Consider the following 23,731-nt stretch of genomic DNA (forward strand, 5'->3'; position numbering starts at 1 on the left):
CACGCGGTGTCGTCCGGGCGGTCCTCGACGGCGTTGTCCGGCCGGTCCTCAGCGGCGCCGGTCCGACCGCTCCTCCGCCGCACGCTGATCGGCGCCCTCACTGCCGCCGCCAGGAGCGGAACGTCCGCAGGTGTTCCGGCGTGACCACGGTCTCCAGGCGTTCGTCGTCCTGGTCGCCGCCGCCGAGTGCCGACAGCAGACGGCGGGCCGGGGCGTTGCGCGGGGTGCGTTCTGCGGTCAGGCGGACCTTGGCGCAGTCCAGTTCCTCGGCGCGGTCGGCCAGCCATTGCAGCAGGCGTTCCTCGACGCCTCGGCCGAGGGCGCGGCAGCTCATCAGCCAGCCGAGGACGTCGAGCCGGTCGCCCTCGCGGCGCACGGCGAGGAGGCCGATCTGGCCGTAGTCGCCGAAGCGGTCGCGGGCCGCGGCCGTCCAGATCTCGCCGTGTTCGCGCCAGCGGGCGACGTCGCCGCCGTCGGCGGAGCGGGCGCGGAGGGTGAACTGGTTGGTGCGGGCCACGAGTTGCTCGGCCCGCTGCACATCGGCGTCGGACAGGGCCCGGATGTCGACCTCCAGCTCCAGCCCCTCCAGGAACTCCTCGAACCCGGCCTGCTCGCGCACGGCGTCGCGCTCCCGCTCCTGCTCGTAGAACCGCGCCCGCAACGCGTCCTCGGCGGTCGCCGCCGCCGGGACCAGCGGCCACAACCGGCCCAGGAACTCGGTCAGTTCGGCTTCCGGCGGGCAGGTCACCGAGAGCGTCTGCGGCAGCGCGGCGCGCATCTTGGCGATCTCGGCCGGGTTGTCGTCGAGGAACAGGAAGCTGTCCAGACCGAGGTTGAGTGTGCGGGCCGCCTCGGCCAGGCGGGTCGGCTTCGGATCCCAGGCGGCGGAGAGCACGCTGAAGTGCTCCGCCTTCAGGGGACTGTCCGGCCGGTCGAGTACGGCACGGACCGTGTCCTCGTCGTTGTTGCTGACCAGCACCAGCAACGCGCCGGCCGCCTGCCACCGCAGCAGCCTGCGGGCGAGCAGGGCTCGCGGTCCGGTCAGGTCGACGGCCTCGGGACCGATCTCCCCGGCCACCCCGCCCCACAGCGTCTCGTCGCCGTCGACCGCGATCACCTTCGGCGCGGGGCGCCGGATCGCCCGGACGGTTTCGGCGAGGCGCAGGGCCACGGCCGCCTGGAAGTGCGGGGTGAACGGGAGGTGGGCCAGCCGTTCGGTCCGCTCGTCGAAGCGCTCCTCGACGGCGTGGTGGCGGGTCCAGTCGTCGGGGCCGAGTATGGCGATGCCCGGTACGTCGGCCAGCTCGGCGGCGATGTCCCGCTCCCACAGGCTGAGGCGGTCCTCCTGCTGAACGGCGGGCAGGAAACCGACGATCAGCGGCTTGCGGGTCCGCTCGGCCAGCGCGCGCAGTGCGGCCGGGTAGGCGGTGCGCAGCTCGGCGAGCAGCGCGTCGTCCACGGGGCCGAAGCGTTGCAGGTCCGCAGCGCGCAGCAGGACGACACCCACGGTGGTGGCCGGTTCGGCGAACACGCCGGACGGGTCGCGCAGGCTTGCCAGGACGTGGTGGTACGGCGCCTCCGCGACGGTCGTCCCACTGCCCTGCCGTACGGACTCGTCGATCGCTGTCTCGACCATCAGGGGCAGGTTGCCCAGGGCGAAGGTGGCGGCGAGGGCGAGCGTGTGGGCCGGCGCGGCGGCGGGCTCCTCCTGCGGGACCTCGGTCGTGGTCCGCGTCGTCGTACTGGTTGGCCGCGTCGTACGAACCGCCCCCGTCGGATCCTCGGCCGTCTCCGCGAGCAGCCCCAGCAGTTCCTCCCCCAGCGCGGTGACGGTCGCCGCGTCCAGGATGTCGAGGTTGTGGTCCAGGCGGATGCGTCCCGCGTCCGGCGTCACGGTGATCATCAGGTCGAGGTCGGAGTAGCCCGTGCCCGCCGGGAGCACCTCCAGTTCGGCCAGCCGGCCGGCAGCGCGTACGTAGTTGAAGTACACCTCCACCAGCGGCGCGTTGGCCCGGTACAGGCCCTGCCGGGCCAACACCGGCAGCACGTCGGAGAACATCGCTCCCTTGGCCAGCACCCGCTGCAGACGCCCGTCGGTGCGGCGCAGCACCTCCTCGATCCGCTCCCCCGCGTTCGCCTCGGCGGGGAACGGCACCGGCACACCGAAGAAGCCCACGGCGTCGTAGGCGTCGGCGTGGATGCGGGTGTCGACGGGCACGGCGAGAACAAAGCGCTCGCGCTCCCGCTTCCTGGCCAGCAGGACGGTGAGGGTGCCGAGGCAGAAGGCGGCGCCGGTCACGGCCAGGCGGCTCGCGGCGGTCGAGATCCGGGCCATGAGCCCGTCGGGGATCGGCACGGTGACGCTGCCGGCACGGTACGAGCGGGTCTGCGGGCGCGGCCGGCTCAGGGTCAGGTCGAGGCGCGCGCTGCCTTGGAAGGCGGCGCGCCATTCGACCGCTTCGGCCTGCGTGTCGGCCTGCTCGGCAGCAATCCCGCCGGACTTGAGGGCATCGTCGTCGGCCTTCCCTCGGGCGTAGTGAGCATCGCCACCGGCCGCCCCGCGGGCCTGCTGGGCACCCTCGCCGACCTGGCCACCGGCCTGGGGCGCGTCCTCACTGGCCGGCCCGCCCGCATTCTGCGCGTCCCCGCCGGCATCCCCGCGCGCGTACAGGGCAGAACTGTCGGCCGTCCCACGGTCCTGCGGGACACCCTCGCCGACCTGGCCGCCGGCCTTCGGCACGTCCTCACCAGCCTCCCCGCCGACCTGCTGAGCGTCCCCGCCGGCATCCCCACCGACCCGCTGAGCCTCGACCAGCAGCGCGATATCACGGTTGCTGACGGCATCGCCGAGCGCGTTGCCGGACAGTTCGGCGTCGATCTCGCCCGCCACCAGCAGCAGCGACTGCAGGTCGCTGACCGCGTGATGGGCGCCGTAGACCAGGATCTGCCCGCGCTCGGCGCCGTCCAGCAGCTCGAAGCGCCACAGGGGCGCGACGGCCAGGTCGAACGGCGGTTCCAGGAGGCTGCGCAGTCGGTCGGCGGCGTCGAGGGCGGTGTCGGCCGGCACGGCCGTCCACCGCAGCGGCGGTTCGGGGAGTTCGCGGTTCACCCGTAGCTGTGGCCCGCCCTCGGCGGCGGTGACGACGGCCGTGCGCAGGGCGGCGTGCCGTGCGGTGAGGCGGGTGAGGATGGCGGTGAGGGTCTCTCGGGTGGTGGGTGTGGTGAGGCGGACGGCGAGGCCGACGGCGTGGGCGGCCTCCGGCATGCCTGGCTGGGCGCTGCGCAGCAGGCGTACGACGTCGCGGGTCGCGGGGTGCAGTTCGGTCGCGGGGACCTCGGCGGCGTGCCGCGGCTCGTCGTCGGGCGCTGTGGTCTGCCGCTCGGGCAGTGCCGCGCTCAGGGCCTGGGCGAGGCCGCGGATGTCGGCGGCCGAGAAGACTGTGGCGGCGGGGAGTTCGACGCCCAGCTCGCGGGCGAAGGCGTTGCGCAGCCGCACCAGCATGAGGGAGTCGAGGCCGAGTTCCTTCAGGGCCGTGGTCGCGGAGACCTGGACGGCGCCGCCGGAGACCTCGCCGACCCGGGCGCGCACGTATGCCTCCAGTCGTACGGCCCGTTCGGTTTCGGTCGTCGCCGCGAACACCTTTTTGACCAGGTCGTCCGTGTCGGGCGTGCCCGTGGGGACGGTGATCAGGTCGGCCAGGATCGGGCGGGTGCGGGCGGCGTCGGGATCGAGGGCCAGCAGCTCCCAGTCCAGGGCCAGGGGGGCGAGTTGGCGGCGGGCGGTGCCCAGGACGCGGTCGAAGAGTTCGCCGCCGTCCCGCGCCGAGAAGGCGACCAGACCCGAGCGGGCCGTCTCGGCCTCGCGGGCGTCGGACCCGGACACCATGCCGACGCCCGACCAGGCACCCCAGTCCAGGCTCAGCGCCCGACGGTCGGTGCGGGAGAGGTGGTGGGCCCAGGCGTCGAGGAAGGCGTTCGCCGCCGAGTAAGGGCTCTGTCCGGGCGAGCCGAGCAGACCGGCCGCCGAGGCGAAGAGGACGAAGTCCTTTGCGTCCGGGGTGAGTTCTGTCAGCAGCGCGGTGCCGAGGACCTTGGGTGCGAGGACCCGCCGGACGCGCTCATCGGTCAGGTTCGCGATCGTGGCGTCGTCGAGGACGCCGGCCGCGTGGACGACGCCGGTGATCGGGCCGAGTGCGTGGCGTACGGCGTCCAGGGCGGCGGTGAGGCCGGCGCGGTCGGCGACGTCCGCGCGGGCCAGGTGCACGCTCACGCCCCGCTCTTCGAGCTCCCGGATCCAGCCCAGGGCCTCCGAGGAGGGCGCGCTCCGGCTCAGCAGGGCCAGGCGACGGGCGCCCCGGCGGACCAGCCGCTCGGCGACGACACGTCCGAGGCCGCCCAGACCACCGGTGATCAGGTGCACGCCGTCCGCGGTGACGGCCGCGTGACCGTCGTCGTCCGGGCGGGTGCGGGTCAGACGGGGTACCAGTCGTCCGGCACCGCGCAGCGCGACGAGCCGTTCGTCGTCGGCGTTGCGCAGCTGGGTCCACAGGGCGTCGACGCCGTCGGTCGGCGGAAGGTCGACGAGCGTGGTCCTCAGTTCAGGGTGCTCCTGGGCCACCGCCAGGCCGAAGCCCCAGGCGAGCGCCTGCTGAGGGTGCGTCACCTGCGTGCTGTCACCGGCTGCCTGGCTGCCCCGTACGACGACGAAGAGGCGCGGTGCCGTGCCCTGCGCCCGGTCCGTGAGCGTGCGCACCAGGTGCAGGGTGCTCAGGCACCCCAGCCTGGCGGCCTCCTCGGCCGTAGCGGCGTCCTCGATCGCGGGGGCGTCGAGGGCGGACAACTGGACGACCCGCTCGGGTGGTTCGTTCGCGAAGGCCTCGTCGAGGAGGCGGCCCAGGTGCTGTGGGTCGGCCGGATCGAGGACATAGCGGCCGGGTCCCTCGGCGGCGAACTCCTCGCCCCTGCGGGCGATCACGTGCGGCACGGAGCTGCCCAGCCGTTCGACGAGTGCGGATGCCACACCCGACTCGTCGGCCAGGATCAGCCAACTGCCCTGCGCGGGCGGTTCGTCGGCGACCGGGCGGGGCTGCCAGCGGGTCTCGAACAGCGCCCCGTCCAGGGGTGAGAGCGCGGCCAGCTCGAACTCCTCGGCCTCCAGGAGCAGTTGGTCCTTCTCGTCGTAGAGCCGAAGGTCCAGCTTGACGGTGTCGCCGGACACGGACCGCAGCGCGCAGGTCACCCACACGGGGGTGGTGCGCAGTCCGGTGTGGCGGAGCCGTCCGACCCCGGCGGGCACGAACGCCCGCCCCTCGGGCGCGTCCTCGGGCAGCGCGGCCGTGTGGAAGGCGGCGTCGAGGACGGCCGGGTGCAGCAGATGACCGGCGGCGGGCCGGTCGGCCAGCCGGGCGAGGCTCGTGGAGTGGGCGCGGTGGCCCGACTCCAGGCCTCGGAAGGCGGGGCCGTACTCGATGCCGAGGGCGGCGAGGGCGGCGTAGACGGACGACAGGTCCACCTGCTCCGTGCATTGTGCGCGCAGCGCGGCGAGTGAGTCGCTGGGGGCTGCAGGGGGTTCGGTGGATCCGACGGGCTCGTCGGGCGTGACCGCGACACGCCCACTGACATGCCGCTCCCATCGCGTGCGTTCTCCGCGTCCCGTGGCCGCCGAGGCGATGGTGAATTCCCGGAAGCCGTCGGCGGCGGGGCTCAGGACCAGTTGCAGCCGGGTCGGCCGGGACTCGTCGAGCCGCAGCGGCTGGACGAACCTGACGTCGGCGAGCCGTACGTCGGCGCCGTCCCGCACGGTGACGGCGGCCTCCAGCGCCAGGTCGAGGAAGGCGGCGCCGGGCAGCCACACCTCGCCGGTGACCTTGTGGTCGGTCAGATAGGCGAAGCGGCTGTCACGCAGGTCCACCTCGCTCTGGAAAAGGTGCCGGTCGGCTTCGTCGCTGGCCTCGACGTGGGTGCCGAGGAGCGGTGAGGCGCCGCTCGCGGTGGCCGGGGCGGGGGCGAGCCAGTGGCGTTCGCGGGCGAAGGCGTAGGTCGGCAGGTCGACGCGGCGGCCCGCCGGGAACAGCGCGGACCAGTCGGGCGTGTGGCCGGCGGCGTACAACTCCCCCAGCCTGCCCAGCAGTACGTCCCGTCCGCCCCGCTGGCGGCGCAGCGAGCCGATGCTCACCGCGTCGATTCCGGCCCCGGCCGCCACCGCCTCGATGGACGAGCCGAGCGAGGGGTGCGGGCTCAGCTCGACGAAGTAGCGGTAGCCGTCGTCCAGCATGCGACGGATCGTGTCCGCGAAGCGAACGGGCTCGCTGAGGTTGGCGTACCAGTAGCCGGGGTCGAGGCGGTCGCCGGGCACGGGTTCTGCCAGCACCGTCGAGTACAGCGGGGTCCGGGCGTGCCCGCCCTGGATGCCGGCGAGACGGTCGAGGAGGTCCTCGCGCAGGGGGTCCATGAGCGGGGTGTGCGAGGCGAACGGTGTCGACAGCGACCGGACCTTGATGCCTTGCTCGTCGAGGCCGCGGCGCAGCTCGGCCAGTGCCTCGGTGTCGCCGGAGACGGCTGTGGAGTGCGGGCTGTTGACGGCGGCGACGAACAGCCGGCCCGCGTAAGGGGCGAGCAGTTCCTCCACTCGCGGGCGCGGCAGGTCCAGGGAGACCATGCCGCCCTGGCCCGCGACCGGTACGACCGTCTGGGCTCGCCCGGTGACCACGGCCACGGCGTCGTCCAGGGTGAGGGCGCCCGCGCCGTACGCGGCGGCGATCTCGCCCAGGCTGTGGCCGGTCACGGCGTCCGGAGTGATGCCGAGCGAGCGCCAGGCGACCGTCAGCGCCGCGTTCACCGCGAACAGTGTCGGCTGGAGATACTCGGTGCGCTCCAGCGGGGAGAACTCCTCCGGCGCCCGCAGCGCGTTGAGCACCGACCACCCGGCGCGCCGCTCCACCGCCTCGTCGATCCGGGTCAGCTCCGCGCGGAACTCCTCCGAGTCGGTCATCAGGTCCAGGCCCATCCCGGGCCACTGACCACCGTGTCCGGCGTAGACGAAGGCGATCTTCCCCGTCTGCTCCTCGCGGTGTGGCGGCAGCAGCATCCGTCCGGCGGCCACCTCGCCCAGAACGGACCGCAGTTCGCCACGCTCCCGTTCCTCGGCCACGATCGCCGCACGCCGCTCGAAGTGGCTGCGGTGCCGGGCCAGGGTGTGTGCCACGTCCGGCAGCGCGACGGAGTCGTCGGCGAGGTGGCGGGCCAGTGCGGCGGCCTGCCCGCGCAGGCCCTGCGCACTGCGGCCCGACAGGACGAACAGGTGCTTGCCCGGCGGAACTTCGGCCGTGGGTTCGGGTGCGAGCGGCTCCGCCTCCTCCACGATCACATGCGCGTTGGTGCCGCTGATCCCGAAGGCGCTCACGCCCGCACGCCGGATCCGCTCCGCCGACGCGGGCCAGGCCGTCTCCTCCCGCAGCAGACTCAGTCCGCTGTCCGCCCAGTCGACGTGGCGGCTGGGTGTGTCGGCGTGCAGGGTGCGCGGCAGGGTTTCGTGGTGCAGTGACTGCACGACCTTGATGAGGCCGACGACGCCCGAAGCGGCCTGCGCGTGCCCGACGTTGGACTTCAGCGAGCCCAGGTACAGCGGGCGTCCCTCGGGGCGCGAGGCGCCGAACACCTCCGTGAGGGCGTTCGCCTCGATCGGGTCGCCCAGGGTCGTGCCGGTGCCGTGGGCCTCGACGTAGTCGATGTCGGCGGGCTGCAGGCCCGACCGGTCCAGCGCGCGCCGGATCACCTGCTCCTGCGCGGGGCCGTTCGGTGCGGACAGGCCCTGGCTGCGGCCGTCCTGGTTGACGGCGGTGCCGCGCAGCACGGCCAGGATCCGGTCGCCGTCGCGCCGGGCGTCGCTCAGTCGTTTCAGTACGACCATGCCGGCGCCCTCGGACCAGATGGCGCCGTCGGCCGCGTCGGAGAAGGAGCGGCAGCGGCCCGTCGGCGACAGGCCGCGCAGCCGGCTGAACTCGACGAAGGTCTGCGGCGTGACCATCAGGGTGACGCCACCGGCGAGCGCCAGATCGCACTCGCCCGCGCGCAGCGCCTGCGCCGCGAGATGTACGGCCACCAGCGACGACGAGCACGCGGTGTCCACCGTCAGGGCGGGGCCGTTCAGCCCCAGTGTGTACGCGAGCCGTCCCGAGGCGACGCTCAGGGCGGAGCCCGTGCCGACGTAGCCGTCGAGTTGGTCGAGCCGGGTGCCGGACAGGTAGTCGCTGCCGAACATGCCGACGTACACGCCGGTGGTGCTGCCGGCCAGGTCGGCGGGGACGGTTCCGGCGCGCTCCAGCGACTCCCAGGCCGTCTCCAGCAGCAGGCGCTGCTGCGGGTCCATGGCCGCCGCCTCCTTCGGGGTGATGCCGAAGAAGCCCGCGTCGAAGGAGTCGATGTCGTCGAGGAAGCCGCCCTCGCGGGCGTAGGACTTGCCGAGGGCGTCCGGGTCGGGGTCGTACAGCGACTCGACGTCCCATCGCCCCGCCGGGAACGGTCCGACCGCGTCCCGTCCTTCCGCGACGAGGCGCCACAGACCCTCCGGGTCGGTCACACCGCCGGGCAGTCGGCAGGCCATGGCGACGAGGGCCACCGGCTCGTCCGAGGAGCGTGCGGGTACGGGTGCGGCCTTCCGGGTCGTGCGGCCCGCTGTCGCCAGGGCGCTGCTCAGCAGGTACTCCGCGAGCCGCCCCGGTGTCGGATGGTCGAAGAGCAGGGTGGCGGGGAGCTTGGTGCCGATCCGGGCGCTGATGCGATTGCGCAGGTCGACCGCCGTCACCGAGTCCATGCCGAGGTCGCGCAGCGGCTGGTCGGGGCGGACGGAATCCGCCGAGCGCAGGCCGAGGGCGTGGGCGGCCTCCTCGCGGACCAGGGCGAGGACGCGTGCGGCGCGTTCGGGCTCCGGCAGCCGGGCCAGGCGGTCGGCCAGGGTGCGGCCGCCCGCAGGGGCGTGCTGGGGTGCGGGGAGCAGGGAGCGCCACAGCGCGCCCGTCGGTGCGGCGGCCCGCAGCCGGGGCAGGTCCAGCGCCCAGGCGACGAGGTGGGCGGTGTCGCGCCGCAGGGACAGCTCGGTCAGCTCCCGGCCCTGGTCGACGGTGAGGGCTCGGTGGCCGACGCGGGCCATCCGCTCCAGGTCGGCGTGCTCGGCGGCGAGCCCCTCCCCCGCCCAGGCGCCGAAGGAGACCGAGACGCCGGGCAGGCCCAAGGCACGCCGGTGGTGGGCGAGTTGGTCGAGGAGGACATTGGCGGCAGCGTAGTTGGCCTGGCCCGCGTTGCCGACGACTCCCGCGGCCGAGGACACCAGGAGAAAGAGGTCGAGGGGGTGGCCGGCGGTGAGCCGGTGCAGGTGGACGGCCCCGTCGACCTTGGGGCGCAGCACCTGCGCGAGACGTTCATGCGTCAGCTCGGCCACGACGCCGTCGGCGAGGACTCCGGCGCAGTGGACGACGCCGCGCAGGGGTGACTCGTCACCGATGCGGGCCAGGACGTCCGCCACAGCTGCCGCGTCGGCGACGTCGCATGCGGCGATCTCCACTTCAACGCCGAGGGCGGTCAGTTCGGCGGTGACGTCGACCGCGCGGGGGTCGTCGGATCCCTGACGGGAGGTCAGCAGCAGACGCGGGACGCCGTTCTCGGCGAGCAGCCGGGCGATGTGGTGGCCTACCGCTCCGAGGCCTCCGGTGATCAGTACGGTGCCGTCGGTGGGGAGCGGAGCCGTACGGTCGGATGCCGCCGCCGCACGGGCACGCACGAGGCGCGAGGCGAGCAACTCCCCGCCTCGTAGGGCGAGTTCCGGCTCCTCGGACTGAGCGGCGGCGGCGAGCAGTGACGATTCGCCGCCATCGAGACCAAGGCCAAGATCGGGGTCGAGGTCGAGGAGGGTCAGCCCGAGATCCGGGTGTTCACTGCGGGCACTGCGCACGAGGCCCCACAGCACCGACTGGGCGAACCCGGGAACCGTGTCCCCGTCGGCGGCTGCGATCGCTCCGCGGGTCACCCAGACGGTGCGCGCGGGCGCCTCGTCCGGCGGGAGGGCGATCAGCGCCTGCAGTTCGGCCAGGGCCGTGACCGCCAACTCATGGGCGGCGGCGACCGGTTCGGTGTCGGCCGTCGGGCGAGGCCAGAATCGTACGACGGTCTCGGCGCCCTCGTCGGTGACCTGGACGCCCGCCGTACGCAGGTCGCGCACGGCCGCCGCAACCGCCGGGTCCGACGGGTCGCCGTGGACGGCCCACGCGGTGCCCGGCGCCTCGGCCGGCCGGTCCGGTACGGCCGTCCACGCCACCTCGTACAGGTGCCGCCCGCTGTCCGAGCCGCTGTTCAGGTCGGCCGGGTTGGCGGCGCGCAGACGTACGCCCTCCAGCCGGCCCGCCGGGAAGCCGTCGGCGTCCCACAGGCCGACGTCCAGGGTGAGGTCGGTGCCGGAGCCGCCGTCCGTCCGGCGCACGGACACGGTGAGGTCCGTGGCGCCGCCGGGCGGCAGGACGCAGCGGGTCACCGCGACCGGCAGCAGGACCCGCGGGTCGGCGGAGTCGAGGGCGGCGGCCACGTGGAGGGCCGCGTCCAGGAGCGCCGGGTGGACGGGGTAGGGGTCGGCCGTGTCGTGGGCTACGGACGGCAGTGCGAGGCGGGCGAGCACGGTTCCGTCGCCGGTCGCGACTGCCTGTCGTACGCCTTGGAAGGCGGGGCCGTAGCCGAGGCCGAGAGCGGTCAGCCGCTCGTAGGTCTCCTCGTCCCAGGCCGGTTCGGCCGTCTCGGGCCACGTCGGTGGCTCGTCGGCCGGCAGGGCAGCCGACTCGGCGGCGGAGGCGGTCGCGTGCAGGGTCCAGTCGGCGGCTTCCTGGCCGCGCGGTCGGCTGTGGACCGTGATCTCCGGTACGGCTCCGGCGGTGACCACCTCGACGGACACCTCGACGGTGCCGGTGTCGGGCAGGGTGAGCGGGGCCAGCAGGAGCAGGTCGGTGACGTCGGCCGGGGTGTCCGCGCGGGCCACGGCGAGGGCGGCTCGGCAGAGTTCCATCAGGGTGGTGCCGGAGACCACGGTCCGGCCGAAGACGGTGTGGTCGGGCAGCCAGTCGACGGTGGCCGGGGACCACTCGTTGCGGAAGGTCCAGCGGGTCGCGTCCGCGGACTGGAGCTGGACGCCGAGCAAGGGGTGGGCGGCACGGTCGAAGAGGCCGGGGGTGGTGGCGGAGGCGGCCGGCTCGATCCAGTGGCGCTGGGTGTCCCAGGCGTACGTCGGCAGGTCGGCGGGGGCGGTGTGCGCGACCAGTCGGCGCCAGTCGATCCGCCGTCCGTGGACGTGGAGTTCGGCTGCGGCGCGGTCCAGGCAGGCGGGGCCGTCCTCGTCGCGGCGCAGGGAGCCGACCGCGACCAGGCTCTCGTCGATGGTGTGCAGGGCGGTGAGCAGCGAGGGGTGGGGGCTGAGTTCGACGAAGTGACGGTAGCCGTCGGCGGCCATGCGCTCGACGGTGGGCGCGAAGCGGACGGGTTCGCGGAGGTTGGTGTACCAGTAGTCGGCTTCGAGTTCCTCGGTGACCGGTTCGCCCGTGACCGTGGAGTACCAGGCGACGGAGGTGGGACAGGTGATGACTCCGTCGAGTTCGTCGAGGATGGTCGTGCGGACCGGCTCGACCTGGGTGCTGTGGGAGGCGTAGTCCACGTCGAGGCGACGGACGAAGACCTGCTGCCGGTCGAGGTCGGAGAGCAGGGCCTCCACCGCGTCCACGGCACCGGCGATCACGGTGGAGCGGCCGCTGTTGACGGCCGCGACGCTGATCTCACCGTCGTGGTCGGCGAGTTGAGCCTCGACCTCGGTGTGCGGCAGCGCGACGACGGCCATCGTGCCGGTGCCCGAGAGTTCGGTCAGGGCCTGGCTGCGCAGGGCGACGACGGCGGCGGCGTCGTTGAGGCTGAGCGCCCCGGCGACGCACGCGGCGGCCACCTCGCCCTGGCTGTGTCCGACGACCGCGTCCGGCCGTACGCCGCGCGCACGCCACACCGCGGCCAGCGACACCATCACGGCGAACAGCACCGGCTGGACGACGTCGACGCGGTCCAGGCTCGGGGCGCCCGCGTCGCCGCGCAGCACTGACGTCACCGACCAGTCGGTGAACGGGCGCAGGGAGGCGTCGCAGCGGTCGAGTTCGTCGGCGAACACCGGGTCGCGGTCGAGTAGATCGCGTGCCATGCCGGGCCACTGGGATCCCTGCCCGGGGAAGACGAACGCCAGCTTCCCTGTGGGGATGGCCTGGTGGGGGCCGACGGTCAGGTCTGTGTCCGGCCGCTCCTCTGTGAGCGCGCTCAGGGCGGTGAGCAGTTCGGCGCGGTCGCTCGCCCGGACGACGGCTCGGTGCTCGAAGTGGGTGCGGTGGTGGGCCAGGGTCGAGGCGACGGCGGACAGCGCCGGCTCGGCATGCCCGGAGAGGGTTTCGAGGAGGCGTCCGGCCTGTGCCCGGAGGGCGGGGAGGGTGCGGGCGGACAGCGGGAAGAGGGTGCTGTGGGGGAGGTCGCCGGACGGTCGCGTCGGCTCCTCCGGGGCTTCCTCCAGCACCACATGGGCGTTCGTGCCGCTGATCCCGAACGCGCTCACCCCGGCGCGCCGCACCCGCTCGGGGTCCCGCGGCCAGCGCTGCGGCTCACCGAGTACGCGCAGCCCGCTGTCCGCCCAGTCGATGTGCTCGGTCGGGGTCTCGGCGTGCAGGGACGCCGGTATGCGGGCGTGGTGGAGGGCCAGCACGGTCTTGATGACGCCGGCGATGCCCGCGGCTGCCTGGGTGTGGCCGATGTTGGACTTCAGGGAGCCGACCCCGAGAGGGCGGTCGGCGGGACGGTCGGGGCCGAAGACGGCGGCCAGGGCGCGGCCCTCGATGGGGTCGCCCAGCCGGGTGCCGGTGCCGTGCGACTCGATGTGGTCCAGGTCGTGCGGCTGGAGCCCTGCGGCGTCGAGGGCGGCCCGCAGCACCCGTTCCTGAGCCGGGCCGTTGGGGGCGCTGAGGCCCTGGCTGCGGCCGTCCTGGTTGATCGCCGATCCCTTGACGACGGCGAGGATCCGGTCACCGTCGCGGTGCGCGTCGGAGAGCCTCTTCAGCAGCACCACACCACAGCCCTCGGCCCACACCACGCCGTCCGCGTCGGCCGAGAACGGGCTGCACCGTCCTGACGGCGACAGTCCGCGCAGCCTGCTGAACTCGACGTGCCCACGCGGCGTCACCAGCAGCGACGCACCGCCCGCCAGCGCGAGGTCGCACTCACCGGCCGACAGCGCCCGCGCCGCCAGGTGCAGGGCGACCAGGGAGGAGGAGCAGGCGGTGTCGACGGTGACCGCCGGGCCCTGGAGGCCGAGGGTGTAGGCGATCCGCCCGGACGCCACGCTGGACGCCGAGCCGGTGCCGACATGGCCGTCGAGCTGGTCCAGGGCGGCCGAGGCCAGATAACCGCTGTCGTACAGGCCGATGTAGACGCCCGTGGAGCTGCCGTTCAGCGTGTCCGGGACGATCCCGGCGCGTTCCACGGCCTCCCAGCTGGTCTGCAGGAGCAGCCGCTGCTGAGGGTCCATGGCGGCGGCCTCGCGCGGCGAGATCCCGAAGAAGCCCGCGTCGAAGCGGTCGATGCCGGAGAGGTAGCCGCCGCGCAGGGAGTACGCCTTGCCGGTGGCCTCCGGGTCGGGGTCGTGCAACCCCCGCGTGTCCCAACGGCCGGCCGGCACCTCGGTGATGGCGTCCTCGCCCGCGGCCAGCAGCCGCCACAGCGCCTCGGGGTTGTCGGCGCCGCCGGGGAAGCGGCAGGCCATCGAGATGATCGCGATGGCGTCGTCCTGCCGTACGGGTACGTCGGCCCGAGCGGCGGACGGCATACTCGTGCGCGGCGGCTCGTCGTCGAACACCGCCTCCGCGAGCGCCGCGATGGTGGGATGGTTGAAGATCAGCGACGGGTCCAGAGGCCGACCGGTCAAGGCCGACAGTTCTGCGGCCAGAGTGACCAACTGCCGTGATCCCAGCCCGAGTTCGGCGATCGGACGGTCTGGATCGACGGCCGACGGGTCGAGTCCGGCCACCTCGGCGACGGCCGGCTCCAACCAGGCCCGCACGTCCTGAGGTGTCGTGAGGGACGGCTCGGTGGACTGCTTCGCGGACTCGTGCACAGGCATGTAGACAGGTGTCCTCATGGATTCGGGCAGGGGCTTGTGTCCGTCGTACGGCGGGTTCGCCGGGGTACGGCGGTCTGGACCGGGCGGTGTCAGCTCTGGGCGGGCGCGGCAATGACCGCGAGGGCGCCGTCCAGGTAGGCCGCCCGGGAGGCGCGGCGCTGGATCTTGCCGCTGGACGTTTTGGGGATGGTGCCCGGCTGGACCAACACGACGTCGCGGACCGAAAGGCCGTGGGCATCGCCGATCCCGCTGCGGATGACGTCGATGATCTTCTCCGCCTCGGACACCGCGTCCGGGGCGATCTCGGCGACGATGACGGGCTGCTCGCCGTGGGCGCCCCCGTCCGCACCATCCACACCGTCCGCACCCAGACCGCTGTTTCCGCCGTCGACGGAGAACGCCGCCGTACAGCCGGGGCGCAGGGCCGGGTGGGCCATCTCGGCGGTCAGCTCCAGGTCCTGCGGGTAGTGGTTGCGTCCGTCGATGACGATGAGGTCCTTCAGGCGGCCGGTGACGAACAGCTCGCCGTCGCGCAGGAATCCGAGGTCTCCGGTGCGCAGAAAGCGGCCGTCGTGGCCGGTCAGGGTGGCGCGGAAGGTCTCGCGGGTGGCGAGGGCGTTGCGCCAGTAGCCCTTGGCGACGCTCGCGCCGCGCACCCAGATCTCGCCGACCTCGCCGTCGGGCAGCTCCTCGCGCCGTTCGGGGTCGGCGACGGCGACGGTGACGTCGGGGCCGGGACGGCCGCAGCTGACGGACGCCGCGTCGGACTGGCCGGCGTGCGGGCCCGATTCGGGGGCCTGGAGCAGGGTGGGCGGGGTGTGGACCGTGCTGCCGGTGACCATCAGCGTGGCCTCGGCCAGGCCGTAGCAGGGGTAGAGGGCCTCCCGGCGGAAGCCGGCCGGGGCGAAGGTGTCGGCGAAGCGGCGGAGAGTGGCGGCGCGTACGGGTTCGGCGCCGTTGAAGGCGACCTGCCAGCTGCTGAGGTCCAGGTGGTCGAGGAGCCCGGGGGTGGCGTGCTTGAGGCACAGCTCGTAGGCGAAGTTGGGGCCGCCGCTGGTGTGCGGGCGGTATCGGGTGACCGCGGTGAGCCAGCGCTGGGGCTGCTGCAGGAAGTGCAGCGGGGAGAAGAGCGTGGCGGTCGCGCCGAGATACACCGTGTTGAGGACGGGGCCTATGAGGCCCATGTCGTGGTACACGGGCAGCCAGCTGACGAACATCTCGTGGCCGTACTCGGCGAGGACGTCCTCGGTGTGGCCCATGCGCTCGCTGATGACCCGCTCGTTGTCGAGCAGGTTTCCGTGGGTGACCATCACGCCGCGCGGGGCGGAGGTGGAGCCCGAGGTGTACTGGAGGAAGGCGACCGAGTCGGCGGTGAGGTCGGGCTCGTGCCAGGCTGCGGCCGCCTCGTCCGGGATGTCCTCGGTGGCGACGCAGGTGATGTCGGCGAGTTCGGGCAGGTGCTCCGCCATGCCGGACAGGGCCGAGATCACCTCGCGACCGCCCAGGATCACCTTGGCGTCGGCGTCGGCGATGAGCCGCTTCATCCTGGTCAGGGCACGGTGGTTCTGCGCACGGCCCTGCGGGGGGACGCCGGGCACGGCGACCACGCCGGCCGCGAGGCAGCCGAGGTAGCCGCAGATGAACTCCAGGCCGGGCGGGTACAGCAGCATGGCGCGGGTACCGGCCAGGCCGCGCTCCTGCAGCCATGCGGCGACGGCCCGGGAGCGGGCGGCGAGTCGGCCGTACGAGATCTCCTGGATCTCGCCGTCCACATCGCCTGTGACGAGGTATCGGTAGCCGGTTCGGTCGGGGTGGTGCGAAGCGTGCGTGGTCAGCAGATCGACCAGGGAACGAACCATGTTGCGAGTCTCACCTGTCTGGATCGGTGGGCGAGGAACTGGAGTTCGAGGGGCGCGTCAGGAAAACGCGCAGACGCCTCCGCCGGTCCGGCCCCCTTGCCGGACCTGTCGTCTCGACGACCCGCCGGGGAGTTGTGGCGCTGGTCCGCCGACTCCCCGAGCCCCCCTCGTTCAACTTGCTACCGGCGAGTAACACCATAGCAAGTCCGTTCGGTCCGACGGGCCGAACGAAAGTAAACCCTATGTGTCCAAAAGGCGGTTGACCAAGCAACGACCCCCGCGCCGGCGATCCAGAGTCGACCAATCGCCCCAACTCCCGCTCCTTGTAGGCCAATTCCGACAGTCGACGCAGAAGCGAGCAGAGTCCGGCACTTTCGAAACGATGTGTCGATCGACCGTGCGAGATCGGTCGATGACGGTGTGTACTGTGCTGCGAGCGCCTCGCCCCACAACCTCGGAACCAGCCCTGTCCGACCGCTCCCGAACCGACCCCCTGGGAACCGACTCGATGATCGAACTACCGGACCTGGTGACCGGCGGGCTCGCCGTCGGCATGCTGTCCGCACTCGCCTTGGGCGGCGGGCTGCTGCACGCACAGCGGCAACAAGCGCGGCAGCGTGCCGAGATCGCGGCGTTACGCCGCCAACTCAAGGACGCGCTGCAGGCGTTGACCGCGGAGGTCGAGCATCTGGCGGCGCAACGCCTTCCGGCCGCGGCCCGGCAGTTGGCGCATCCGCATGTCGCCGTGCCGGGTCCGCTGCATCCGCAGAGCTCGGGGACACCGCTGGGCCTCGCGCTGGAGCAGGTGCTGACCGGGCTGCGTACCGAGCTGACCACGCAGCGCACCCGGATCGACGCGGCCGCACAGGCGGGCATGCGCGGGGCGACACGCGAGATCCAGGCGGCCCTGTACCGGCTGCAGGACGCGTTGCGCGGGCTCCAGCAGAAGTACGACGACCCCGAGCTGGCGCAGACCCTGTTCCGACTCGACCACGAGAACGAGCAGTCGCTGCGGCGCGCGCAGGTGGCCGCGGTGGTGTGCGGGGCCTGGGTCGGGCTCGCCCGCGAGGAGTCGCATCTCGTGGACGCGGTGTCCGGCGGCCAGGCCCGGCTCTCGGGCTACCAGCGGATCCGGGTCCACAACCACCTGGCGGCGGGGACCGGGCTCGTGTCCCATGCCGTGGAGCCGGTCGCGATCATCGTCGCCGAACTCCTCGACAACGCCCTGCGGCACTCCGCGCCCGACACGGATGTCGTGGTCAACCTGGAACACGTCCATCACGGCGTGTGTGTCACGGTCGACGACGCGGGTCTGGGCATGACCGAGGACGAACGCGCCCGCGCACAGCGGCTGGTGGCCGGTTCCGAGCCGATCCTCCTCACCGAGCTGGGCGATCCACCGCGCATGGGGCTCGCCGCGGTCGGGCAGCTGACCCGGCAGTTCGACCTGAGCGTGGACGTGTCGTCGCCGTCGCCGTACGGCGGGGTGCGGGCGGTCCTGCGGGTCGACAGCCACCTGCTCAGCCGTATCGACCCCGACGAGCGACCGCCCGCGGCCAGCGCACCGCGCTCCACGCGCAAGGCGTCCCGGGACGAAGCGTCCGTCGAGTCCCGGCACGAGGTGTCCGCCGGCTCGCCCAGCGAGACATCCGTCGGCTCCCAGCCGGAGGCCGTCGCAGGCTCCCGAGGCGAGACGTCCGCCACCTCGCACGGATACGGCGCCGAGCACGACCACGACGCCTCCGGCACCGTGTCCGGGCATCACGCTCCGCGCGACGCCGGCGGTCTGCCGCAGCGCCGGCGCCGTACGCGGGTGACCGCCGCGTCCGGTGACACTCCCGCGCCGCGGCCCGAGGTGCGCCGCCCGGAGCGGGCCGCCGCCGCCCTGGGCGCGCTGCAAGCCGGTACGTCCGCGGCGCGGTCGGCGGCCGGTGAAGCTGCCGACGAGGCCTCCACGGCCGTACCGGAAACCGCCCGCGCGACGCGGGAGCGGGCCGACGTCACAGCCGACGACAACGATCAGACCGACCATGAAGGGGGAACGGCTCGATGACCGGCCGCGATGCTGGAGACACGGCGTGGGTGCTCGAACCGATCCTGCAGGTGCCGCATGTGGTCGCCGCCGTACTGCTCACGCGGGACGGACTGGTGACCGGGTACACGGACGCGCTCACCCGGCCCTCGGCCGAGCGGGTGGCCGCGATCACCAGCACCGTGCAGGGAGCCTGCCGTACCGCGGCGGCGGCGTTCGCCGACCGGGAGGGGGCCGAGGTGCGTCAGGTGGTCATCGAGTCGGACCACGGCTATGTGCTGATCGTGCCCACGGACCACGGCACGTGCGTGGCCGCGTACGGCGACGAGGAGGTGCGCCTCGATCTGCTCGCGCACCGGGTGCACTCGCAGGTGGCCCGGCTGGGCGAGAAGGCGATGGCCGCAGCGCCCCGAGGTGCCGACGGCGACGCGTCGGCATGACCGGCCGGCGTGGCGGGCGCCCGCTGGTCCCGGCGTATCTGTCGACCGGCGGTGTGACCCGGCCCAGCCGGCCCCATCTGGAGCGGCTGTCGGTGCTCACCGGCGCGCGCATACCTGCCCCCGCCGGTCTGCCCGCCGCCCAACTCGCCCTGCTGGACGCCCTGGACGAAGGTTCGCTGACCGTCGTGGAGGCCGCGGCGCTGCTGCGGTTGCCGGTGTCCGCGATACGCGTGCTGGCGGCCGAGCTCATCGACCGGGACCTGGTGCTGTCCCGTGCGCCGATTCCGCCCGCCGGACGCTTCGACCCCGACCTGCTGAAGAGAGTGGCCGATGGCCTTCGCGCCCTCAAGCACACCTAGGGCTTCCTTGAGCCCGACCGAGGACGTCCACCTGCCCGACACCGCCCGCGACCTGGTCAAGATCCTGGTCGCCGGCCCGTTCGGCGTGGGCAAGACGACCCTGATCGACTCCGTCTCCGAGATCCGCCCGCTGCACACCGAGGAGCCGCTCAGCGAGGCGTCCGCGCAGGTGGACGATCTCGCCGGGGTGCGGGACAAGTCGACGACCACGGTCGCCGTCGACTTCGGCCGGATCAGCCTGCCCGGCGGGATCGTGCTGTATCTGTTCGGCACGCCCGGGCAGGAGCGGTTCCGGGCGCTGTGGGACGACATCGCGTACGGCGCGCTGGGTGCCCTGGTCCTGGTCGACAGCCGGCGGATCGACGCGTCGTTCGACGTGCTCGGGCTGGTGGAGGAGTCGGGGCTGCCGTACACCGTCGCCTTCAACGCCTTCCCGGACGCGCCCAGGCACCACACCGAGGAACAACTGCGCGCCGCCCTGGACCTGGACGCGGGAACACCGATGGTGACGTGTGACGCGCGGGAGGCCGACTCGTCGGTCGACGCGCTGCTCGCGCTCGTCCAGCACCTGATCGACCGTCACGCCCCGGAGGACCGGTGACCACCTACTCCCCCGACCGCCAGGCCTTCTCCCGCTCGGCGCCCCTGCGCCTGTGGGAGGACGGCTTCGCACGGGATCCGTACCCCTACTACGACGCCCTGCGCGCCCAGGGCCCGGTCGGCTGGGCCGAGTTGGCGCCGGGCGTGCCGGCGTACGTCGTCACCGACCGGCGGGCGGCGCTGGATCTGCTGCACGACACGGAGACCTTCTCGCACGACCCGCGGCCGTGGGAGTCCACGGTCGCCGACGACTCGCCGATCCTGGGCATGATGCGCTGGCGGCCCAACACGCTGTTCGCCGACGGCGCGGCCCATGTCCGGTACCGCACCACGCTGATCGACACCTTCGACCGGATCGAACCGCACGACCTGCGGGCCCGGGTGCACCGCGCCGTGCGGGTGCTGGTGGGCCGGATGGGGTCGAAGGGCGAGGCCGATCTGGTGGGCGAGTTCGCGCGACCGCTGATGGCGCTGGTGTTCAACAGCCTCTTCGGGCTGCCGGACAGCCAGAGCGACCGGCTCGACGTGGCGCTGGGCAAGATGATGGAGGGCGGCGCCGAAGCGGCCGAGGGCGAGGCGGAGTTCGGCGGCTACGTACTGGAGCTGATCGCGGCCAAGGCCGAGCGGCGCGGCGACGACCTGCCCAGCTGGCTGCTGGACCACCCGGCCGGGCTGACCCCCGAGGAGGTCACCTGGCAGGTGTTCCTCACCCTCGGCGCCGGGCACGAGCCGACGGCCAACCTGGTGTCCAACGCGCTCTCCCGCATCCTCGGCAACCCGCTCTACTACTCCACCCTCACCAGCGGGGCCCGCCCCGTGATGGACGCGGTCGTGGAGGTGCTGCACCACGAGACGCCGCTCGCCAACTACGGCATCCACTACGCGCGCAGGCCCGTGTCCTTCCACGGCGCCTGGATCAGGGCCGCCGTGCCGGTGGTCGTCTCCTACGGGGCGCTCGCGCGGTTCGCCGAGCGGGAGATCACCAGCGGCCGTCATCCTCAGGACGCCTCGCATCTGTCCTGGTCGGCGGGCCCGCACGCCTGCCCGGTGCGGCAGCACACGCTGCTCATCGCCACCGAGGCGATCGAGCGGCTCACCCAGTGGCTTCCCGATCTGGATCCGGTGCTGCCACGCGAGCGCCTGACGTGGCGGCCCGGCCCCTTCCACCGCTCGCTGACCTCCCTGCCCGTCCGGTTCAGCCCTCGCTCCCCCGACCAGCCTGGAGTTCCGTCGTGACCGTGACCGACCGCATCGAACGCTTCGCCATCGACCCGTTCGGCGCCGACATCCCCGGCGAGAGCGCCCGGCTGCGCGCCCTCGGCCCGATCGTGCCCGTGGAGCTGCCCGGTGGCATTCCCGCGTGGGCGCCCACCGGCCACGACACACTCAAGGAGCTCATCCTCGACCCGCAGGTCAGCAAGGATCCCCGGCTGCACTGGAGGCTCTGGCCCGAGATCGGCGAACACCCCTCCTGGGGCTGGATCCTGGGCTGGGTCGGCGTGGTCAACATGCTGTCGACGTACGGCGCCGACCACACACGGCTGCGCAAGCTGGTCGCGCCGAGCTTCACCCAGCGGCGTACGGAGCTGATGCGCCCGCGGGTGGAGGCGATCACCGCGGAGTTGCTCGACGCGCTCGACGAGGGCGGGGCGGGCGACGACGGCGGCGAGAGCGGCCCGGTGGTCGATCTGAAAGCCGGGTTCGCCCATCCGCTGCCGATGCGGATGATCTGCGAACTGTTCGGTGTGCCGGAGGAGTTGAGGGAGGCGACCGGGACTCTCATCGCCGCCATCATGGACACCTCCGACCCGAGCCCGGAGCACACGACGTTCGTGCAGCAGCAGATCGGCACGGTGCTGGGGGCGCTGATCGCCCACCGCGCCGAGCACCCCGGGGACGATCTGACGACCGAGCTGATCCGGGTGCGCGACGAGGACGGCGACCGGCTCAGCGACGAGGAGTTGCTGTACACGCTGCTGCTGGTGATCGGCGCCGGTTTCGAGACGACCGTCAATCTCATCGGCAACGCGATCGTCGCCCTGCTGACCCACCCCGAGCAGTTGGCGGCCGTGCGGTCGGGAGAGATCGGCTGGGACGCGGTGATCGACGAGACGCTGCGGGTCCACCCGTCGATCGCGGCGCTGCCCCTGCGGTTCGCCGTCAGTGACATCAAGGTCGGGGACGTGACCATTCCGGCCGGGGACGCGATCATCACGACGTACGCCGCCGCGGGACTGGACCCCGTGCACTACGGGCCGGACGCGGACAGCTTCGACGCGGCGCGCGGGGCCGACGACCATCTGGCGTTCGGAATCGGTGTGCACCGCTGCATCGGCGCTCCGCTGGCCCGTGTCGAGGCCCTGACGGCGCTGCCCGCCCTCTTCGACCGCTTCCCCGGTCTGGAGTTGGCCGTGCCGGAAGAGGAGTTGCGTCAGGTGCCGTCGTTCATCGCGTTCGGCTGGCAGGAGCTACCCGTGCGGCTGCGGGCCTGAGGTTCAGGGCGCGGGGTGCGACCGGTCCCCCGTTCCGGTCGCTCCCCCGCGGCAAGTTGAACTTACGTCTACGCGGGGGGATTGGGTATCGCGTCGATGCCCGCTGCGGGGGCCGTGGGGCTCACCTGTGCACAAGTGAGTCCGGAAGGCCCTATTTGGCTGCCTCAAGTGCGGGCCGTTCCAGGTCACCGAGGACGAGATGGGCCAGGACGACCTCGTACAGGTCGGTGCCGCCGGCGAGAAGCTGCCGTTCGAGGACGGGTTCCGCGCTGCGCACGTGCTCACGGACGGTCTGGGCGTGGACGCCGAGGGTGTGCGCGGCCCGTTCGGCGTTGCCGCCCTCGGCGATCCAGGCGCGCAGGGTGCGGCGCAGGTCCCGGCTGTCCTTGCCCAGGTGGGCGAGCAGGTCCTGCGCCCAGGTGCGCATGGCGGGCCCGGACAGCAGGTCGCACAGCGTGACGGGCGCGGCTTCCGAGGTGTCGCCGTCGGCCGGTGCGTCCGCCAGGCTCACCTGGATGTTGAGCGCCAGGTGGACCACGGCCCGGGCGGTGAGGTCGGCGAAGTCCGTGCGCAGCAGGCCCTCCACGCGTTCCATACGGGCGCGGACCGTGTTGCGGCTGACGCCGAGGACCTTCGCCGCGCTCACGGCGGTGAACTCCAGACCCAGCCGGGTGGTGGCGAGCAGTTCGGCGCGCGTGTGGTGCGGCAGGGTGTCGAGGGGGCGCAGCAGCCGGTCCGTCCAGCCGCGCAGTGCCGCCGGGTCGATCAGTCGCTCGGGGTGGGTGCGTTCGGCGTAGACGGCGGCCTTGTCCGGACGGAAGTGCGCGACGGCGAGGGCGCTCACGGCCTGCCCGTACGCGGTGGCGGTGCGGGCCAGGCTGTGCCGGGCGCTGCCGCCGAGGAAGGTGCGGGGGCGGGGGCCGATCAGTGAGCGCAATTGCCGGGCCTCGGCTTCGCCGGGCGTCACGACGATCACGTGCTCGTCCACCGCCGGGCAGAGCACGACCAGTGCCTGCTCGCCCGTCACGTCGATGCAGTCCTCGGCCAGCCGGTCGCGCTCCTCGGCGGTGCCCTCGACGACGTAGACGCAGGCGGAGTCCGTGTCGAGCAGGCCGGGCCACAGTCCCGCGGCGACCCGGCGTGCGGAGACGGTGTCCTCCACCATCAGCAGTTGAAGGATCGCCAGGCGCAGATCGGACGTCGCCTGTTCGAGCCGGCGTCCGGCGGCGGTCATCTCGCCGGCCTTGAGCAGGAGTTCGATGACCTGGACGGTGTGCGTGACGATGTCGGCGGTGCGCCGGTCGAAGGGCGTCTCGCGCGACACGGCGAGGACGCCCGCCGACTGAGGGTTCGGGTACGCCACCCGGACCAGGCGCAGATGACGGCCCTGCCCCTCCCAGGCGGCGGAGGCGATACGGCCGCCCGCGACGGCCGCGACGAGGTGATCGTCCAGGGGCGGCCGGGTGCCGACGAGAAGCGTGCCGGTGTCGTCCTGGAGCGCGGCGATGCCCTGCACGGCGTCCGCGAGCCAGGCGACGACCCGGCGCACGTCGCGCCCGGTCGGCCGCAGGTGGTCCAGCAACTCCTCCGCCCACGCCGAGCCGTCGGCGCTGCTCACCCCCGCCTCACGGACTCCGTCCTCTCCACCAGCCACGTCGGCCTTCACCTCGTCCTGCACCTCATCCACGACGTACCGCTCGGGACGTTACCTCACCCGTGGGCCGCGGTACTCCGTCGTCCGCATCGGGGACGGGGTTCCCCGTGCCGCGACGCTCA

General features: G+C 73.1%; 9 protein-coding genes. 6 read left to right on the top strand and 3 right to left on the bottom strand.

Annotated features, from left to right (window positions below):
• Positions 1–97 precede the first annotated feature (97 nt).
• On the bottom strand, positions 98–14,173 hold the full coding sequence (locus BLU79_RS36995; protein WP_093910378.1) for a type I polyketide synthase: 14,076 nt from the start codon (positions 14,171–14,173) through the stop codon (positions 98–100).
• 89 nt (positions 14,174–14,262) lie between these two features.
• The gene (locus tag BLU79_RS37000; protein ID WP_093910379.1) at positions 14,263–16,032 is read right to left on the bottom strand and encodes a fatty acyl-AMP ligase; all 1,770 of its coding nucleotides are present in this window, start codon (positions 16,030–16,032) and stop codon (positions 14,263–14,265) included.
• 508 nt (positions 16,033–16,540) lie between these two features.
• Between BLU79_RS37000 and BLU79_RS37005 the strand changes: the two genes are divergently transcribed.
• The 6 genes from BLU79_RS37005 to BLU79_RS37030 are packed head-to-tail and all read left to right on the top strand — an operon-like array spanning position 16,541 to position 21,955.
• On the top strand, positions 16,541–18,085 hold the full coding sequence (locus BLU79_RS37005; RefSeq protein ID WP_093910380.1) for an ATP-binding protein: 1,545 nt from the start codon (positions 16,541–16,543) through the stop codon (positions 18,083–18,085).
• Positions 18,082–18,504, top strand: a complete 423-nt coding sequence (locus tag BLU79_RS37010; protein ID WP_093910381.1) for a roadblock/LC7 domain-containing protein — start codon at positions 18,082–18,084, stop codon at positions 18,502–18,504. The genes BLU79_RS37005 and BLU79_RS37010 overlap by 4 nt, the downstream gene beginning before the upstream one ends.
• Positions 18,501–18,863 (top strand): DUF742 domain-containing protein, encoded by a 363-nt coding sequence (locus BLU79_RS37015; protein WP_093910382.1) that lies wholly within the window; start codon positions 18,501–18,503, stop codon positions 18,861–18,863. Before BLU79_RS37010 ends, BLU79_RS37015 begins: the two co-directional genes overlap by 4 nt.
• The gene (locus BLU79_RS37020) at positions 18,835–19,464 is read left to right on the top strand and encodes a GTP-binding protein (protein WP_093910383.1); all 630 of its coding nucleotides are present in this window, start codon (positions 18,835–18,837) and stop codon (positions 19,462–19,464) included. The genes BLU79_RS37015 and BLU79_RS37020 overlap by 29 nt, the downstream gene beginning before the upstream one ends.
• A complete protein-coding gene (locus BLU79_RS37025; protein ID WP_093910384.1) occupies positions 19,461–20,699 on the top strand; it encodes a cytochrome P450 family protein in 1,239 nt (412 codons plus the stop codon). The genes BLU79_RS37020 and BLU79_RS37025 overlap by 4 nt, the downstream gene beginning before the upstream one ends.
• A complete protein-coding gene (locus BLU79_RS37030) occupies positions 20,696–21,955 on the top strand; it encodes a cytochrome P450 family protein (RefSeq protein ID WP_093910385.1) in 1,260 nt (419 codons plus the stop codon). The genes BLU79_RS37025 and BLU79_RS37030 overlap by 4 nt, the downstream gene beginning before the upstream one ends.
• 151 nt (positions 21,956–22,106) lie before the next feature.
• Here the strand turns inward: BLU79_RS37030 and BLU79_RS37035 are convergent, their stop codons facing one another.
• Entirely contained in the window at positions 22,107–23,609 is a 1,503-nt protein-coding gene (locus BLU79_RS37035) for a helix-turn-helix domain-containing protein (RefSeq protein WP_093910453.1), read from the bottom strand.
• Positions 23,610–23,731: the final 122 nt, after the last annotated feature.

Origin of the sequence: Streptomyces sp. cf386 (assembly GCF_900103585.1) — a bacterium.
Classification (GTDB): domain Bacteria; phylum Actinomycetota; class Actinomycetes; order Streptomycetales; family Streptomycetaceae; genus Streptomyces.